The following is a 16,747-nucleotide window of genomic DNA, read 5'->3' as shown; positions in this document are numbered from 1 at the left end:
CAATGGTTTCCATGGATATTTCTCTGAGCAGCTGGCAGCCGCGTTTCGTCGCGCTGGCCAGCGCTGCAGCGGGCGATGACGGCGCCCACGACACCAACCACCTGCACCGCGTCTGGCGCAATGCCACCTTGCTGCTGGAGCAGCATCCCGAGGCCAACCGCCTGGTGGTGATGGCCGCCTGCTACCTGCACGACCTGGTCAATTTACCGAAAAACCACCCGCAGCGCCACCTCGCCTCGCGCCAGGCCGCCGTGCTGGCGCGCGCCCAGCTGGCCGACGCCGGCTTCCCGCCCGAACTGCTGGACGCGGTCGCCCACGCGATTGAAACGCACAGCTTCTCGGCCGCGCTCGAGCCGACCACGCTGGAAGCGCGCATCGTGCAGGATGCCGACCGCCTGGACGCCCTGGGCGCCGTGGGCCTGGCGCGCATGTTCTACACCGCCGGCCGCATGGGCTGCGCCCTGGCCCACCCGGACGACCCACTGGCCACCGGCCGCGAACGCGACGACAAAGCCTATTCGCTCGACCACATCGACGTGAAGCTGGCCACCCTGCCCGGCACCATGCGCACCGCCGCCGGCCGCGCCCTGGGCCAACAGCGCCTGCAAGCCCTGCTCGATTTCCGCGCCAGCTTTGTCGCAGAATGGGCGGTGGCGGCATGAGTAAAAAAGGCAACCTCAACTTCGTCCTGGTCAGCATCTTCATCGACATGCTGGGCATCGGCATCATCGTGCCGGTGCTGCCGATCCTGGTCGGCCAGTATGTGCCCGACCGCGAACTGCACGCGCTGTGGTACGGCATCCTCGGCGCCACCTTCGGCCTGTTGCAGTTCATCTTCATGCCCATGCTGGGCGCGATCAGCGACCGCGTCGGCCGCCGCCCCGTGCTGCTGTATTCCATGTTCGGCATGGGCATCAACTTCCTGACCACCGCCTGGGCGCCCAACCTGGCCTGCCTGTTCATCGGCCGCGTGATCGGCGGCATGTCCTCGGCCAGCATGTCGGTCGCCTCGGCCTACGCCTCCGACATCTCGACCCCGGAAGACCGCGCCAAGAGCTTCGGCAAGATCGGCGCCACCTTCGGCCTGGGCTTCATCTGCGGCCCGATGCTGGGCGGCCTGCTGGGCGATATCGACCTGCACCTGCCGTTCTACGTGGCCGCCGCGCTGTCTTTCGCCAACCTGATTTACGGCTACTTCTGCGTGCCTGAATCGCTGCCGGAAGAACGGCGCGGCAAGTTCAAGCTGGTGTCGGTCAATCCCTTCAACGCGCTGGCCAAGCTGGCCCGCCGCGACGACATCCGCGGCCTGGTCATCACCTTCGCCCTGGTCACCGGCGCCCAGATGATGCTGCAGTCGACCTGGGTGCTGTTCACCCACTTCCGCTTCGGCTGGAGCCCGGCGGAGAACGGCATCGCCCTGTTCTGCGTCGGCATCGCCGCCGCCGTGGTGCAAGCCGGCCTGCTCGGCATCTTCATCCGCAAGTTCGGCGAAGTGCGCCTGTCGCTGATCGGCCTGAGCTCCGGCGCCATCACCTACCTGCTGTACGGCCTGGCCACCCAGGGCTGGATGATGTACGTCTTCATCCTGTGCAACCTGCTGTCCTTCGCCGCCGGCCCGGCCCTGCAAGGCATCGTCTCCAAGGCCACGCCAGCCAATGAACAGGGCGAGTTGATGGGGTCCCTGCAGTCGATCAGCAGCCTCGGTTCCGTGGTCATGCCGCTGCTGGGCGGCGGCATCCTGAGCGCCGTCGGCCACCTGCCGCCGAGCGACTGGCGCATCGGCAGCACCTTCTTCGTTTGCGCCGCCATGCAGACCGCCGGCATCTTCGTCGCCCGCCGCTATTTCAGGCAGCATCACATGGCGCCGCAAACGGGAGCATAATCGCGCTATGCACGCACGCCCGCACCGCCTCTTGCGCCAGTTGCTGGCCGCCCTGCCCCTGGCAGCGGCCGTGGCGGCGCATGCCGACTGTTCGCGCGACATCCTGGTGCCGGTTTCCAGCACCGGCGTCAGCGTCATCGTCGGCAACGGGGTCTTTAGCGGGATCTATCCGGAACTGTTCCGCAGCCTGGGGCCGCGCGCCGGCTGCCACTTCGCCTTCAGCGGCGTGCCGCGCGCCCGCCAGGAGCTGATGTTCGAAACCGGTAAAGCCGACCTGCTGCTGCCCGCCACCCGCACCCCGGCGCGCGACCTGCACGGTATCTTCGTGCCCATGGTAGGCCACCGCGCCGTGCTGATTTCCCTGCAAAGCCCGCGCCCGCCCATCGCCAACGCCCAGGACCTGCTGGACCGGCGCGACCTGCGCGTGGCCGTGGTGCGCGGCTACGACTACGGCGAGGCCTACCAGGCGCTGCTGCGCGAGCTTGGCAAACAGGGACGCCTGTTCACCGAAGTCGACGCCTCAGCCATCGCGCGCCTGCTGCATGCCGGCGCCGTGGACCTGACCATCATGGGCCCGACCATCCTGGCCGGCTCGATCAACCGCGAAACGCGCGTGCATGGCATGCTGGACCGGCTGCGGCTGGAGCCGATCCCCGAACTGCCCTGGCAGCAGACCGGCGTCTACGTCTCGCGCCACTCGCTCACCCCGGACGACCGCGCCGCCCTGCTGGAACTGCTGGAGCGCGCCGCCAAATCGAATGCCGTGATGGAAGGCTTCCAGCGCTATCACCGGCCCGAGATCCTCGCCGAAAGCGTACGGCCCCGCTGATGACGCCCACCGTCGTCGCTGTGGTCTTATGCGGCGCGCTGCTGCACGCCGTATGGAATGCACTGGTCAAAGGCGGCCGCGATCCCTTCTTCGGCAGCGTGCTGGTTGCCAGCGGCGCCGCCCTGCTTTCCCTGCCGCTGCTGCCCATCCTGGCGCAGCCGGCAGCCGCCAGTTGGCCCTACCTTGCCGCGTCCACCGTCATCCACTTCGCGTATTACGGCCTGCTTGCCGCCGCCTACCGCCACGGCGACATGAGCCACGCCTATCCGCTGATGCGCGGCAGCGCGCCATTGCTGGTCGCCGCCGCCAGCGTGCCGCTGCTCGGCGAGCATCTGTCGCCGCTGCAGTACGCCGCCGTCGCCTGCATCAGCGGCGGCATCCTTAGCCTTTGGTTCGCCACCACACCCGTGGCGGCCAAAGCCCGGGGGCGCGCCACGGCGTTCGCCTTGCTGAATGCCCTGGTGATCGCCGTCTACACGCTCATCGACGGTATCGGCGCCCGCGCCTCCGGAGCCCCAGCCGCCTACGTCATGTGGCTCCACGTTATGAGCGCCATCGGCCTGCTCGCCTGGTGCGCCTTGCGCTGCCCGCGCCAGCTGCGCGATTACGCCTTACAGCACTGGCGCATCGCCCTGCTGGGCGGCGCCGGCACGCTGGGCGCTTACGGCCTCGCCCTGTGGGCCATGACCGTCGCCCCACTGGCCGCCGTCGCAGCGCTGCGCGAAACCTCCATCCTGTTCGCAGCCCTGATCGCCAAGTTCTTCCTCGGCGAACGCATTGGCCGCAAGCGCGCCCTGGCGATTACGGCCATCGCCGCTGGCGCGGTCTTAATGCGTATCGCATAGTCACGCGATACGAATCGGGCCCTCTACTGCATGCCCGGCTGATCCGAAGAAGCTCCCGCCAGCGAATGCGTGCGCCTGCTGTTCAACGAACGCCCTGGCATTCGCAGCCGAAATCGCGTTCCTCATCTCCGGCTGCAACAGGACGCGCCACCACCTTCCCGAGCGGCTATAGTGCGGCTCTTCGATCAGATACGTTAGCCATGCGACGCCGCAGTGCCTGCACGTCGCCAGCGCAACCTCTGCACCGAACGCATCTTCGCCAAGCTCCATCCGCGCAAAATCGCTAAAGTGAAATGGCGGATGATGGCATCTGCAAGTCACAGCTGAGTATCCAGCTTCTTTTTCATGATCGCCACTTCATCGCCACAAGAAATCGTCCGTTTGAGAAGCGTCCAACCCAAACGCTCGTAGAATGGCTCAACGTGCCGCTCGCAGGACAGGTAGAGCCAAGGGTAGCCAAGCCGCGCCGCCGCCGCTTCGGCCTCGACCAGCAATGCCTTCCCCACCCCCTTCCCGCGCATCGCCTCATCGACCAGCAGTCCGCCAATCCACGGCGTCAAGTCCGGCGCGCTCGATGCTTCATGCTTTTTCAGGCTGACGGAACCAACCAGCGCATCCCCCTCCAATGCAATGAGTGTGAGTGGAACGCTATCGGTCACGGCGCGGCTGCGAACCACTTCGATATACTCGACGGCCGTCATGCCGGTATCTTCGCGGATCAGGTACCCCCATAACCGGTAGGTTCGCTCGGCCACGCCTTCGATGTGCTCGGGGTGCTTGGCTAATGCAGTCACCTGATGAATCAATTCGCTTCCTCCCAAATCAATTGGCATTTGATACCGCTCGGCCATTTGCCGCTCTGGCTCCCAATTCCCGGATCTAGGCCATTCCTAACAACCTGGCCAGTTTCTTCCCCACTGCCTCTCGGGCTTTTTTAACCTTGAATACAGTTGGCACGTGCATCAAGTAGGTCCCCCATCGATACCCCGATACGCCACGCTTTGCGTTTAACAGGTACGCCAGCAAGTCCACCGCAGACTCGCGATGGAACGCCCATAGTACATGGTGCCGATACGCGATTGAGAAGTACGCATCATCCGGCCAATTGAGCCTGTGTCGACGTCGCAGGTGGCAGTTCGCGCAGTGAACAGATCCGACCGGCCACGTCTTGCGATTACTAAGATACCTTGAATGCTCCCAATCCTGTGCTGAATAACCATCGGGAAGTTCGTGTATGGCCCGATGTGGACTTCCATGCATTCCCTGGAAGAAGATCGCCGCATGCCAGAGGTGCCCGCATGAATCCTCGAACTGCTGGTACTCAAAGACACTGCTCTTCTGAAAGAACTCTATATCGACTTTCAGCTTGATGCGCACCACCTCGGCAAACTCAAACTCAGCTTGCTGCCCGCAATTCGGGCAAGTGACATCCAATTGATGCGGTATGGGCTTCCATTCGTAGGGTCTTGTCATTAAAGCTGCTCCAGGCGAACTGTCAGCTCGCGTTCATCGCCGCCCGCGAGCGAAACTGTCAGCGTCACTTCACCACCGGCAGTTCAACCGAGCTGCCATGGAATACGCGCTGCGTAGCCTTGCGGTAGTCGCCCGGCGCGGCGTGGAAGATGTTCGGCACAAAACTCTGCGGATTACGGTCATACAGCGGGAACCAGCTGGACTGGATCTGGATCATCACGCGGTGGCCAGGCTGGATTACGTGGTTCACCGGCGGCAGCGCGAAGGTGTACTGCACCGGCTTGTTGGACGGGATCGCCGACGGCTTCTCAAAACTATCGCGATAGCGCCCGCGCAGGACATCCATCGACAGCGGCAGTTGGAAGCCGCCAAGCTTGGGCTGCGACGGCACCTCGTCGGGATAGACATCGATCACCTTCACCACCCAATCGGCATCGCTGCCCGAGGTGGATGCCAGCAGACGCACCACCGGCGCTCCGGTCAGCACCAGCGGCTCCTTCAGCGGTTCCGACACGTAGCTCAGCACATCGGTGCGGTCGCTGACGAAGCGCTGGTCGTGCACCAGCCAAGGTTTCCAGACGTTCTCATCCTCCATCCGCACCGGGCGCGGCACGAACGGCACCGGCTTGGCCGGGTCGGCCACGTACTCGTCGAAGGCGGCGGCGCCGGATGGCTTGGCAAACGACAGCTTGAAGCCGCCCTGCAGGTACACCGGCCTGGCGGCCGACGGGCAGCCGGCGGCGCAGGACTGCGGCCATTGCGTGAAACGCTGCCACTGGTTGCTGCCGGTCTGGTAGGACAGCACCGGCGGCGTATTGGCCGCGGGCGCGCCATCCAGCAGATGCTGCTTGAGGAAAGGCACCATCACATCGCGCCGGAACTGCAGCGCGGTATCACCCTCAAAGCGCAGCACGCCCAGCGAGGAACCCTCGTAATTCACGCCGCTGTGGCGCCATGGGCCGACGGCCAGGTAATTCAGCTTGTTGTCCTTGTCCTGCTTTTCCAGCGCGGCGTAGGTCGCATAGGCGCCATAGATGTCCTCCTGGTCCCACTGCCCCACCACGTGCATGGTCGGTACGGACAGCGGGCGCCGGGCCAGGATGCGGTCCAGCGCCTGCTCCTGCCAGAAGCTGTCGTATGCCGGGTGCTCGAACAGCTTCTTGGTGAAGTTCAACTGGTCCAGGCCATACTTGCGCGCCAGGTCCGCCACGGAACCGCCGCGCAGCACCGCCTCGTAATCGTCGTACACGCCGGTGGCCAAGGGCTCGCCCCTGCCGCGCACCGTGGTCTGGTTACCGATGTAATCAAGCGTATTCACGCGGAACGCGCCGTTGTGGAACCAATCGTCGCCGCGCCAGCCATCCACCATGGCACTCATGGGCACGGCCGCCTTCAGCGCCGGATGCGGCTCGGTCAACGCCATCAGCACCGTAAAGCCCTCGTAGGAAGAGCCGATCATGCCCACCTTGCCGTTCGTTTCGGGCACGTTCTTTACCAGCCACTCGATGGTGTCCCAGGCGTCGGTGCCATGATCGGTCTGGCTCGTATTGAGCGGACCGCGCACCGGCCGGGTCATTACATAATCGCCCTCCGAGCCGTACTTGCCGCGCACATCCTGGAACACGCGGATGAAATCGCGGCCGAACGCATCGTCCCCCTGCGGCAGCGAGGCCTGCATCGACGGGCTGACATTGCGCCGCGCGCGCCCGGCGGCGTTGTACGGCGTGCGGGTCAGGATGATGGGCGCGCTGCGCACCCCCTTCGGCACCACGATCACGGTATACAGTTTCACCCCATCCCGCATGGGAAGCATAACCACGCGCTTGATGTAATCCGCCTCATCCTGCGGCGCCTCGAAGCCCGCAATGATATCCGGCGCCATGGGCGAAGTCTGCGCCCCGGCCTGCGCGGCCAGTAACAAAGAGGACAGGATTAGGCTGAAACGCATGGGTTCTCCGGCGAGCTTGATAAATTTCGGCAATATTACTAGAAAACCAAGTCCCCAGTACGCACGGGAAATGTCCACCCTTCTTCCTGCAGGATCGCCGTGCCGCGCCGAAGTGGACATCTTGACAGGGGGAACAGGAACTGTAACCATTGCGGGATGAAATTTATCCAATCACATCCATTTTCCCGCAATTGGTGGCGCCGCTGACTTAACGCGGCCACTGAAAAGTGATGTGATTTTAATATCAACGCCGCCTCTGCTCAGGTGGCGTTTTTCTTGGCGCAATCGGTAGGGGCAAGCAGAAAGAACCCTATGAGCCAGCCAGCTTCCAACGCTAAACCTATTATCCTGACCGGCGACCGTCCGACCGGTCCGCTGCACCTCGGCCACTTCGTGGGCAGCCTGCGCAACCGCGTTTCGTACCAGGACGACTATAACCAGTTCATCATGCTGGCCGACTCGCAGGCGCTGACCGACAATATGGATGACACCAATAAGGTGCACCGTAACGTGGTGGAAGTGGCATTGGACTACATGGCTTGCGGTATCGACCCGGCCAAATCGACCATCCTGATCCAGTCGCAAATCCCGGAACTGGCGGAACTGACCTTCTATTACCTGAACCTGGTCACCGTGGCCCGCCTGGAGCGCAATCCGACCGTGAAGCAGGAAATCGTGCTGCGCGGCTTTGAGCGCGACATCCCGGCCGGCTTCCTGACCTACCCTGCTTCGCAGGCGGCGGACATCTCGGCCTTCAAGGCCTCCATCGTGCCGGTCGGCGAGGACCAGATCCCGATGATCGAACAAACCAACGAGATCGTGCGCAAGTTCAACCGCCTGGTGGGCAAGGAAATCCTGGTCGAGTGCAAGGCGGTGGTGCCGGAAGTGGGCCGCCTGCCGGGCATCGACGGCAAGGCGAAAATGTCCAAATCGCTGGGCAACGTGATCAACCTGGGCGCCAGCGCCGACGAGATCAAGGCGGCGGTGAAGATGGTGTATACCGACCCGCTGCACCTGAAAGTATCCGATCCGGGCCACCTGGAAGGCAATGTCGCCTTCATCTACCTGGATGCCTTCGATACCGACAAGGCCGGCGTGCAGGAAATGAAGGACCATTACACACGCGGCGGCCTGGGCGACTCGGTCGTCAAGAAGCGCCTGGAAGCGGTACTGCAGGACATGCTGGCGCCCATCCGCGCCCGCCGCGAGGAGCTGGCCCAGGACAAGGGCTACATCATGCAGGTGCTGAAGGAAGGCACCATGCGCGCACGCGAAGTCGCTGCCCGCACCACCGATGAAGTGAAGGCCGCCCTCGGCCTGTCCTACTTCTGATGCTGTTCGCCGCGCTGGCCGCGCTGTATGCCGTGGCCAGCGTCGCTTGCTTTATCGCCTACGCGCTGGACAAGTCGGCCGCCCGCAAGGGCCGCCGCCGCACGCCCGAACGCACCCTGCTCTTGCTTGGACTGGCCGGCGGCTGGCCCGGCGCCCTCGCAGCGCAGCAGTGGCTGCGCCACAAATCGTCCAAGACTTCCTTCCTCGCCATGTTCTGGTTCACCGTCGTGCTGAATGTGGCGGCGCTGCTGGCACTGGCGGCTTTATTCCAGCGCCTGCAAGCCTGAACCTTCGCGTGCCCATGATCGGGCAAGATATCGCTAGCTGTGCGAAACTGTCGCAGTTTTAATTGAGGGAACGTTGTATGTGGACTGGTGTGGTGTGCGGCCTGTTGGCGGGCGCAATGTGGGGCATGGTGTTCATCGCGCCGGAACTGCTGTCGGCATTCTCGCCGCTGGAAATGGCGGTCGGGCGCTACATTGCCTACGGCCTGATCGCCCTGGTGCTGATGCTGCCGCGCCTTGGCAACCTGCTCGGACGGCTGGAACGCAGCGACTACTTCGCCCTGCTGCGCCACGCCCTGGCCGGCAACCTGATTTACTACATGTTCCTGGCCTTCGGCGTGAAGCTGGCCGGGGTGGCGCCGACCTCCCTGATCATCGGCGTGCTGCCGATCGCCGTCACGCTCATGGGCCGCAACGACCATGGCGCCGTGCCGCTGCGCCAGCTCGCCATGCCGCTGCTGGTGACAGCAGCCGGCATCACCTGCATCAATATCGACGTATTCCAGCATGCCGCCGATGCCGGCGCCTCCATGCTGAACACGGTGATCGGCGTGGCATGCGCCACCGGCGCCCTGCTCTGCTGGAGCTGGTATACGCTGGATAATGCGCGCTACCTGAAACGCAACCCGCACTACAGCAGCGCCGAATGGTCCGCCCTATACGGCCTGTCCACCGGCTGCATCTCGCTGGTGGTGGGCGGCATCGCCTACGCCATCTTCCATGCCGACGTGACCGGCGCGGCAGGCGCCGCCTCCGGCCGCGACTGGACCCTGTTCTGGATCTGTAATGGCGTGCTGGCCCTGGGCGCGTCCGTGATCGGCAACCACTTATGGAATATCGCCAGCCGCCGCGTGCCCATCACCTTGTCCGGCCAGTTGATCCTGTTCGAGACCCTGTTTGCGCTGCTTTACGGCTTTGTCTACAAGCAGCAATTCCCGCGCCCGCTGGAGATCGCCGCCATCGTGCTGCTGATCGCCGGCGTCACCTGGTCCATGCACGTGCACGCGCAGGAAGAAGAACTCAGTCCGGCTTAAGGATCGGCGCGCGCTCGGCCACCAGGGCCGCCATCGCCGCCGCGCCCGGCGCACCCACGACACTGCGCAAGCCCCCGGCCACGCCGTTCGCATCGGCAGCGCTGCGGTTCTGGCTCACCTTCCACTTGCCGCTGATGGCAGCCACCGGAATCTCGATGCCCACGATCGCCTTCAGCAAACCGTCGATATAATCCGCCGGCGCATCCTCGATCGACCACGCCTGCGGCAAAGCACCTTCATGCACCGTGGTCAGATCGCCCAGCAAGCGACGCAGCCAGGCCGCATCGTGCACCACGCGCGCCGTGCCACGCACCTGCACCATCGCATAATTCCAGGTCGGCACCTGCTTCGGATTGGCCGCCTTGCCGGGATACCAGTTCGGGCTCACATAAGCTTGCGGCCCCTGGAACGCCACCAGGCAATCGCCGCCCGCGGCCAGCGCCTGCCAGGCCGGATTGGCGCGCGCCACATGGGCGCGCAGCACGCCCAGCCCCGCCTCGCCCTCATCGGGATAGAGCGCGAACGGCACCAGGTCGGCGGAAGGCACGGAGGGGACGATCAGCATCCCCAATGGATAGGACCGGATCAGGCCATGCTTGGCCTCCAGGCGGTCTTCAGCGAAAGCGGTTGGCGTATACATGGGGCCAGTGTAGCGGCACCCAGCGGGGCCGCATAGGGCCAGCGATGGCCTAATTCAGCAGGCCATGCTCCACCATCACATCCTGCACCAGTTCCAGGCGCAGCACTGGATTTTCCTGCGCCAGCAGCAGCTGCCGCTGCACCAGCGATAAGCGCAGCAACTCGCACCAGCGGTTCGCCACCCAGCCCGCCTCCGCCAGCCGGTACGGCGTTTGCATCGGCATCTGCTCGGGCGGCATGCCGCGCTCCTGCAAGGTCTGGATCAGGGTGCCCAGGCTGTCGGCCACGTCCTGCTGGTCGGCCGGCACCGGCACCGCCATATCGTCCTCGATCGGCGCCACGTCGGCCATCCACAAGCCGTGTTTAAGCTGCCCGGCCGACACCACGCGGAAACGCCGCCGCCCCCGGCAGCGGATATGCATCAAGCCCGGCATCAGCGCCTTCCACTCCGAGATATGCGCCATCGTCCCGACCGCGCACAAGGTCTCGTGCTGCTCCGGTTTGCGCACCTCCTCGCCGTGCGCCAGGGCCACCACGCCGAAATCCTCCTTATGCTCGATACAGCGCTTCACCATATCGAGATAACGCACCTCGAACACTTGCAGCGCCAGGTGCCCGTCCGGATACAGCACCGTGTGCAGGGGGAATAAGGGGATAGCGGCCATGCTTCATCATCGCACATATTCCGGAGCCCATATAAAGAAAAAGGGCGGATATTAAATCCGCCCCTCCCTAAGCTACCAGCAGTTACCAACTGCCGCTGGCTTATTTAATCAGGAAGTCTTCCTTATTCTTGCCTTCCAGCCATTTTGGTGCGCGGCCACGGCCAGTCCACTGGGAACCGGAAACCGGGTCCTGGTATTTCATCGGCACGCGCGCACGCGGTTTGACCGGCTTATTGCTCTTGGCCGCAGGACCGAGGTCGGCCGGGCTCAAATCATATTCGCGCATGATGGACCAGATCTGATCCTTCGCCTTTTGCAGTTCCGCTTTGCGCGCATCGGCTGCCAGGTTTTGCAGCTCGGCAATTTTCGCTTGATATTCTTGGTAGGTCGTCATCTTTCTTACCCTAAGTGTATGAAAATTAGATGTGTGACAATGTGTGACATTTCTGCCCTGCAATGTACCATTTCGGCTTGGTTTTATCTACATAATTTAACCAGAATAATAAAAAAGCGCCACACATTTGAAGTGTGGCGCTTTTCTTTATTTCAAAACCGATTAAAAGCCGGTGCGCAGCTGGATATAAGCCATGCGTCCCGCGCCCGGCAGAATGCCCAGGTTGCTATCGGTGGTGCGGGTAAAGAAGGTTTTATTCGCCAGGTTATTTACGCCCAGTTGAATCTCCGTACCCGGCATACCGGCCACATCCCAGCTCACATTCGCATTCCACAAGCGATAAGAAGGAATTATCCCGACCTGCCCATCGGCAGATTCAGCAACGGTATTCTTCTCGTCCGAGTACTGCTTGGATTGATGGGTCGTATGCAAGTCCACAGTCCAGGCGCCACGTTTGAATTTCAGACCCTGCGTATCCACATTCCGCGAATAAAACGGCACATCGTTGCCGGCGTGCGCGCCCTGGCGCAGCTCGGCCTGGGTGTAGGCCCAGGTCGCGTAGGCGCTCAGGCCGGACAGTTTGCCGGCGCCGTCGAACGCATATTCGGCACGGCTTTCCAGGCCGCGGTGGCGGGTTTTACCCAGGTTCTTATAGAACACAGGCGACGCGTTCACAAACTGGATCTGGTTCGAGAAATCGAGGTTGAAGGCGGTCGCCTCCAGCTGCCACTGCTTGCCGCTATAGCGCGCGCCGAGCTCCTGGGTCTTCGCGGTTTCCGGCTTCAGCGCATCGGCCGAATCCTGCAGATTCAACTGCAAATGCTGGATGCTGCCGAACGAGCTGTTGTAGTTGCCGTACAGGATCAGTTCCTTGCTCAGCAGGTAGGACACGTTCAGGGACGGCAGCGCCTTATGGTTGCTGATCTCCTCGGTGAAAGGCGTCAGCTTGTTCTCTCGGTCCATCTTGATGTGCTCAAAGCGCACGCCCGGCGTCACGCGCCACTGGCCATAGGCGATCTGGTCGTCCACGTAGAGTGAATGGGCCTTCGTGCTGTTTTCCGAACGGCGCGTCGTTGTCGGCGCTGTACCGCCGATCTTCACGCTGACCGCCGCCTCCTTGGCGCTCTCGTTCAAGAAGCGGTAGCCCACCGTGACATCGTGGCGCACCGCCCCCCAGTTCAAGCGCTGGGTAAAGCGCGGCTCGATACCGGCCACCTCGTAGTCGCGCGGCTGACGGCTCAGCGAGCTCACGTCCTTGTCCTGCGCGTTGGCCAGCAGGCTGGCGCGCGAACTGTCGTTATAGAAGGCGCGCACCTCGACTTCCTGGGTCGCCGACAGGGTGTTCAGGTAACCCAGGTCAAGGCCCTTGCGGCGGCCGTTCCACTTGTCGGAATTGCGGAAAGACTGGCGCGGATTGGCTGCAAACTGTGCCGATGTCAGGCCGCCCGGCAGGTCGGACTCCGCATCAAAGTAGGAGAACTTGGCGTTCAGCTCCGAACGGGCATCGATGGCGTAGCGGAACTTCAGTGCAACATCATGCACCTGCTCTTTGCTGTGCTCACGGTAGCCGCGCCCGGCAACGCCGGAATACATCAGCGCCATGCCCAAGCCGTCCCCATCGCCGCCGCCGGCAAAGGCACTGGTCTGGGTATTGTGGTTGCCGCCGTCGAAGTAGTTATAGCGCACCGACGCATCGCCCTTGAAGTCGCCCATCGGCACCGCGCGCGTCTTGAAGTTGATGATACCGCCCACGTTCTGCGGGCCATAACGCACCGCGCCACCACCGCGCACCACATCGATCGAATCGATATTCGCCAGCGACACCGGCGCAAACGACAACTGCGGCTGGCCATACGGCGCCACCGCCAAAGGAATACCATCCAGCAGCACGGTGGAACGCGGCGAATAGCGGCCATCCAGGCCACGCACGCCGATGTTCAGCGAAATGGCGCTGCCACCGCTGGAGGAATTGTTCGTAATTTGCACACCAGGCACGGTGCGCAGCACATCGCTGATGCTGGCCGCGCCGGAATCCTGGATCTCCTCGCGCTTGACCACCGTGCGCGCACCGCCGAAATTTTTCACGCTCTTCTGGCCGGAACCCAGCCAGTTGCCCACCACCTGCACCGTCTCAAGTTGCTGCCCGCTCGCCGCCCCGTCTTGCGCCAAAGCGCTGCCGGAAACCAGGGCCACGCAAGCAGCGGCAATCGCGCTGCGCTGGAAATGCTTGTTCTTCATTAGATGCCTCGTGTGACTAAGAGGCGAGATTCTAGCTTAGAAGCGCATCTCAAGTTGTAAGCGAATATTACGAACGCCAGGCGTGGTGGACGCGGTCGAACTCACCCCATCCTGCGCGTTGCGGAAGGTCGAGCGCGACACGGAATCGCGCGCCATCAGGTTCCACGCAGATAAGCGCAACTGCGTCTTCGGATCAATCTTCCACGCCACATAAGCATCCAACTGGCGCGACACGGTGGACCAGTCATACTGCTCATCCCCCATGCGCACCAGGCCCGCGCCACGGAAATTGAAACTGCCGCCCAGGCTCCACGCCCCATCCGGCGTCTTGTAATCCGCCCCCAACACAGCGCTCAAAGGCACCTGCTGGTCCAGCCGGTTATGCGGCCCCGGCACCGAGCGCACTTGCGACCAGTTGCGGCTAACGCTGGCACGCACATCCACGCCCGGCGCATCGTCCATCACCGCCTTCAGCGGGAATTTGACTTCCACATCCAGGCTGCGCACATCGGCGCGGCCGTTATTCATCATGGTCGTCACCCAGCGCCCGCTTTCGTCCTCGCGCACGGTACGGCGCGTGAAATTATTTATACGCCGCGCAGCCGCCGCAACGCTGAACAAAGCCCCCTCCGCCCAGTAATGCTCATAGGCCGCGTCCAGGCCAGTCGCCAGCTCCGGCTTCAGGTTCGGATTACCGATCCAATCCGTCTCCAGCTTGCTGTTATTGGTCGCGGTGAAGCGGCGCGCCGACAGGTTGCCCGCGTTCGGCGCCTTATAAGTGCGCGTCAACGCAGCACGCAACTGATCCTTCCCATTCGGCAGTTTATACAGCGTCTGCGCCAAGGGACTCCACACGCTGCTGCGGTTACGAACCGGCGCAAAGCCAGCGCCCGAACTGCGCGTCTCCATGCCCTCCCAACGCAAGCCCATGTACACCGACCACTGCTTACTCAGGCTCCACTCATCCTGCGCATACAAAGCGCTGCGCCGCACGGACGACTGGTAGCCCTCATCACGCGGATCGCGCGCGCCGGTATCGAGTTTGAGATCGCGCTGATTGCGCCAATCATCGCGATCGGTAAAGCCCACATCCCAGCCCAGCGCCAGCGCATGCTCCGCCCCCAGCGGCGCCGAATACTTGCCGGTACTGCTCACGCCCCACTCGCGCACGCCGCTAAAGACATCATGCTGCAGCGCGTCCACGCCATTGCGCGCATCGGTCTCATACCATTGCCCCTTCGAGCGCAAACGATTTCCACCGACCGTGGCATCCAGTTTCGCACCCTCGCCGAACCGATGCACCCAGTTCAAATCCGAGCGCATGAACGACGTCTTGTTCTGGTTAACGACATGCACGCCATCATAGAAAGGCGCATCGCCCTCGAAGCCGCGATCGATGGTGCTCTTGAAAATATTCTGGTTAAAGAATGATTGAGAGGTCAGCGTATCGCCATTCTCCAGGTTCCAGTTCAGGCGCGGCGACAACTCCAGGGCGCGCGCATGGCCGCGATCAAAGACATTCATGCGCCGGCGCATCGTCGGCGCGCCGCTCGGCGCGAACGACTCCTCGTCCGTAAAACTATTGCGGTCAAACTCAAAGCGGCTGCCACGCATATTGACCGAGTACGAGAAATTGCCGTCCCTATCCGACATAACAAGATTGCCGGTTGGGTTGGTCATCTCGCTGCTGCGGCCAACGCCGAACTTGAATTCCCGCTGGGCAGTCTTCACCGCCTTCTTCAGCACGATATTGATGGTGCCGGCAATCGACTGCGTGCTGAATTCAGCGCTGGCCGAACGCAGTACCTCGATGCGCTCGATACTATCCGGCGCCACGGTCTCGATATTGAAGCCCGGCGGCACCCGCTCGCCGTTCAGCAGGATCTGCGTATAGCCGCTGCCCAGGCCGCGCATCCGGATATCGCGCCCACCGGCGCCGACGGTCACGCCCGGCACCCGCTTCAGCGCATCGCCGATGGAGGTATCGCCATAACGCTTCAGCTCATCGCTATTGACGATGATTTTGCTGGCGGTATCGTCGCGCCGCGGATTATAGGTATCGGCCGCGGCCTTGACCTCGACCTTCTGGATGGGTTCAGCTTCTTTCTCGTCCGCCATGGCATGGGTGGCGGAGAGGACTGCGGCGGCGATCAGTGTCAGGCGAATCATTGCTAAAAAGTTAAATAATGCTCGGGCGCAACTGTACCCTATGGCGCAAGCGGTAGCAAGGATATAATTCCGCATCTTTCAATGAATGGAATGCCGACCGTGTCCCGACTCGCCGTACTGCCGCAATACCTGCTCCCGAAAGGCGCCCTGACCAACTTTGCCGGCCGCGTCGCGGGCGCCAAGGGTGGCGGCATGACCACCCGCCTGATCCGCTGGTTCGTGGCCAAGTACGACGTCAACATGGACGAAGCGGCCAACTCCGACATCGCCAGCTACCACAGCTTCAACGAATTCTTCACCCGCGCATTGAAACCCGGCGCCCGCCCGCTGGCGCAGGCCGACTTCGTGTGCCCGGTTGACGGCCGCATTTCCCAGTTTGGCGTGATTGAAGGCGACCAGATCTTCCAGGCCAAGGGCCACAAGTTCAGCACCACTGCCCTGGTCGGCGGCGACGCCGAGCTCGCCAAGCACTTCGAGCACGGCAGCTTCGCCAACCTGTATTTGAGCCCGCGCGACTACCACCGCATCCACATGCCTTGCGAAGGCAAGCTCAAGCGCATGATCTACGTGCCGGGCGAGCTGTTCTCGGTCAACCCCACCACCGCCCGCGGCGTGCCCGGCCTGTTCGCCCGCAACGAACGCGTGGTATGCGAATTCGACACTGCCTTCGGCCCGTTCGTGATGGTACTGGTCGGCGCCACGATTGTCGGCAGCATGGCCACGGTCTGGCACGGCCTGGTGAACCCACCGCGCCTGCCGGCGGTCACCGAATGGACCTACGCCGACCAGAACATCGTGCTGAAGAAAGGCGAAGAAATGGGCCGCTTCCTGCTGGGCTCCACGGTCGTCATGCTCTTCCCCAAGAACACCCTGCAGTTCAACCAAAAGTGGCAACCCGCCGCCCCCGTCCGCCTGGGCGAGCTCATGGCCAACCAAATTCGGGGTCAGGTCTGACATTCGGACACCGACGCACGAGCTTTGATAAACCTCAATACGCGAAATCGCCCTGTCTAGC

Annotated in this window: 16 protein-coding genes; 8 read left to right on the top strand and 8 right to left on the bottom strand. The window is 62.9% G+C overall.

Annotated elements, in window-relative coordinates; genetic code table 11:
- The first annotated feature begins 11 nt into the window (after window positions 1-11).
- Genes GTP41_RS21375 through GTP41_RS21360 form a run of 4 tightly spaced genes read left to right on the top strand, consistent with a single transcriptional unit; the run spans window position 12 to window position 3,556 of the window.
- Window positions 12-662 (top strand): HD domain-containing protein, encoded by a 651-nt coding sequence (locus GTP41_RS21375; protein WP_161027612.1) that lies wholly within the window; start codon window positions 12-14, stop codon window positions 660-662.
- The gene (locus GTP41_RS21370) at window positions 659-1,882 is read left to right on the top strand and encodes a TCR/Tet family MFS transporter (RefSeq protein WP_229502995.1); all 1,224 of its coding nucleotides are present in this window, start codon (window positions 659-661) and stop codon (window positions 1,880-1,882) included. Before GTP41_RS21375 ends, GTP41_RS21370 begins: the two co-directional genes overlap by 4 nt.
- 7 nt (window positions 1,883-1,889) lie before the next feature.
- The gene (locus GTP41_RS21365) at window positions 1,890-2,711 is read left to right on the top strand and encodes a substrate-binding periplasmic protein (RefSeq protein WP_161027610.1); all 822 of its coding nucleotides are present in this window, start codon (window positions 1,890-1,892) and stop codon (window positions 2,709-2,711) included.
- Window positions 2,711-3,556, top strand: a complete 846-nt coding sequence (locus tag GTP41_RS21360) for an EamA family transporter (RefSeq protein WP_161027609.1) — start codon at window positions 2,711-2,713, stop codon at window positions 3,554-3,556. Before GTP41_RS21365 ends, GTP41_RS21360 begins: the two co-directional genes overlap by 1 nt.
- A 317-nt stretch (window positions 3,557-3,873) precedes the next feature.
- On the opposite strand, the gene GTP41_RS21355 is transcribed toward GTP41_RS21360, so the two are convergent.
- The 3 genes from GTP41_RS21355 to GTP41_RS21345 all read right to left on the bottom strand — a co-directional run bounded on the left by GTP41_RS21355 (window position 3,874) and on the right by GTP41_RS21345 (window position 6,977).
- A complete protein-coding gene (locus GTP41_RS21355; RefSeq protein ID WP_161027608.1) occupies window positions 3,874-4,407 on the bottom strand; it encodes a GNAT family N-acetyltransferase in 534 nt (177 codons plus the stop codon).
- A 28-nt stretch (window positions 4,408-4,435) separates the two neighbouring features.
- On the bottom strand, window positions 4,436-5,029 hold the full coding sequence (locus tag GTP41_RS21350; RefSeq protein ID WP_161027607.1) for a hypothetical protein: 594 nt from the start codon (window positions 5,027-5,029) through the stop codon (window positions 4,436-4,438).
- A gap of 64 nt (window positions 5,030-5,093) precedes the next feature.
- Entirely contained in the window at window positions 5,094-6,977 is a 1,884-nt protein-coding gene (locus GTP41_RS21345) for a CocE/NonD family hydrolase (RefSeq protein WP_161027606.1), read from the bottom strand.
- 312 nt (window positions 6,978-7,289) lie between these two features.
- Here GTP41_RS21345 and trpS point away from each other — a divergent pair, with 312 nt between their 5' ends.
- The 3 genes from trpS to GTP41_RS21330 all read left to right on the top strand — a co-directional run bounded on the left by trpS (window position 7,290) and on the right by GTP41_RS21330 (window position 9,627).
- On the top strand, window positions 7,290-8,309 hold the full coding sequence (trpS, locus tag GTP41_RS21340; protein WP_161027605.1) for a tryptophan--tRNA ligase: 1,020 nt from the start codon (window positions 7,290-7,292) through the stop codon (window positions 8,307-8,309).
- Window positions 8,309-8,596, top strand: coding sequence for a DUF1294 domain-containing protein (locus GTP41_RS21335; protein WP_161027604.1), 288 nt, complete (start codon window positions 8,309-8,311; stop codon window positions 8,594-8,596). The genes trpS and GTP41_RS21335 overlap by 1 nt, the downstream gene beginning before the upstream one ends.
- Window positions 8,597-8,673: 77 nt before the next feature.
- Window positions 8,674-9,627 (top strand): DMT family transporter, encoded by a 954-nt coding sequence (locus GTP41_RS21330; protein ID WP_161027603.1) that lies wholly within the window; start codon window positions 8,674-8,676, stop codon window positions 9,625-9,627.
- Here the strand turns inward: GTP41_RS21330 and GTP41_RS21325 are convergent.
- The 5 genes from GTP41_RS21325 to GTP41_RS21305 form a co-directional block, all read right to left on the bottom strand.
- Entirely contained in the window at window positions 9,614-10,267 is a 654-nt protein-coding gene (locus tag GTP41_RS21325) for an FMN-binding negative transcriptional regulator (protein WP_161027602.1), read from the bottom strand. The genes GTP41_RS21330 and GTP41_RS21325 overlap by 14 nt on opposite strands.
- 49 nt (window positions 10,268-10,316) lie before the next feature.
- Window positions 10,317-10,931, bottom strand: a complete 615-nt coding sequence (locus GTP41_RS21320; RefSeq protein WP_161027601.1) for an LON peptidase substrate-binding domain-containing protein — start codon at window positions 10,929-10,931, stop codon at window positions 10,317-10,319.
- A gap of 100 nt (window positions 10,932-11,031) precedes the next feature.
- Window positions 11,032-11,325, bottom strand: coding sequence for an H-NS histone family protein (locus tag GTP41_RS21315; RefSeq protein WP_161027600.1), 294 nt, complete (start codon window positions 11,323-11,325; stop codon window positions 11,032-11,034).
- 162 nt (window positions 11,326-11,487) lie between these two features.
- Window positions 11,488-13,563 (bottom strand): TonB-dependent receptor family protein, encoded by a 2,076-nt coding sequence (locus GTP41_RS21310; RefSeq protein ID WP_161027599.1) that lies wholly within the window; start codon window positions 13,561-13,563, stop codon window positions 11,488-11,490.
- Between the two features lie 36 nt (window positions 13,564-13,599).
- Entirely contained in the window at window positions 13,600-15,732 is a 2,133-nt protein-coding gene (locus GTP41_RS21305) for a TonB-dependent receptor plug domain-containing protein (RefSeq protein ID WP_229502994.1), read from the bottom strand.
- Window positions 15,733-15,822: 90 nt separating this feature from the next.
- On the opposite strand from GTP41_RS21305, the gene asd reads away from it, so the two are divergent.
- Window positions 15,823-16,686, top strand: coding sequence for an archaetidylserine decarboxylase (gene asd / locus GTP41_RS21300; RefSeq protein WP_161027598.1), 864 nt, complete (start codon window positions 15,823-15,825; stop codon window positions 16,684-16,686).
- Window positions 16,687-16,747 lie beyond the last annotated feature (61 nt).

Source organism: Pseudoduganella guangdongensis (genome assembly GCF_009857475.1).
GTDB classification, from domain to species: Bacteria; Pseudomonadota; Gammaproteobacteria; order Burkholderiales; family Burkholderiaceae_D; genus Rugamonas; species Rugamonas guangdongensis.
Note: the sequence above shows the minus strand (reverse complement) of the source record. Positions and strands in the feature narration are given on the sequence as shown.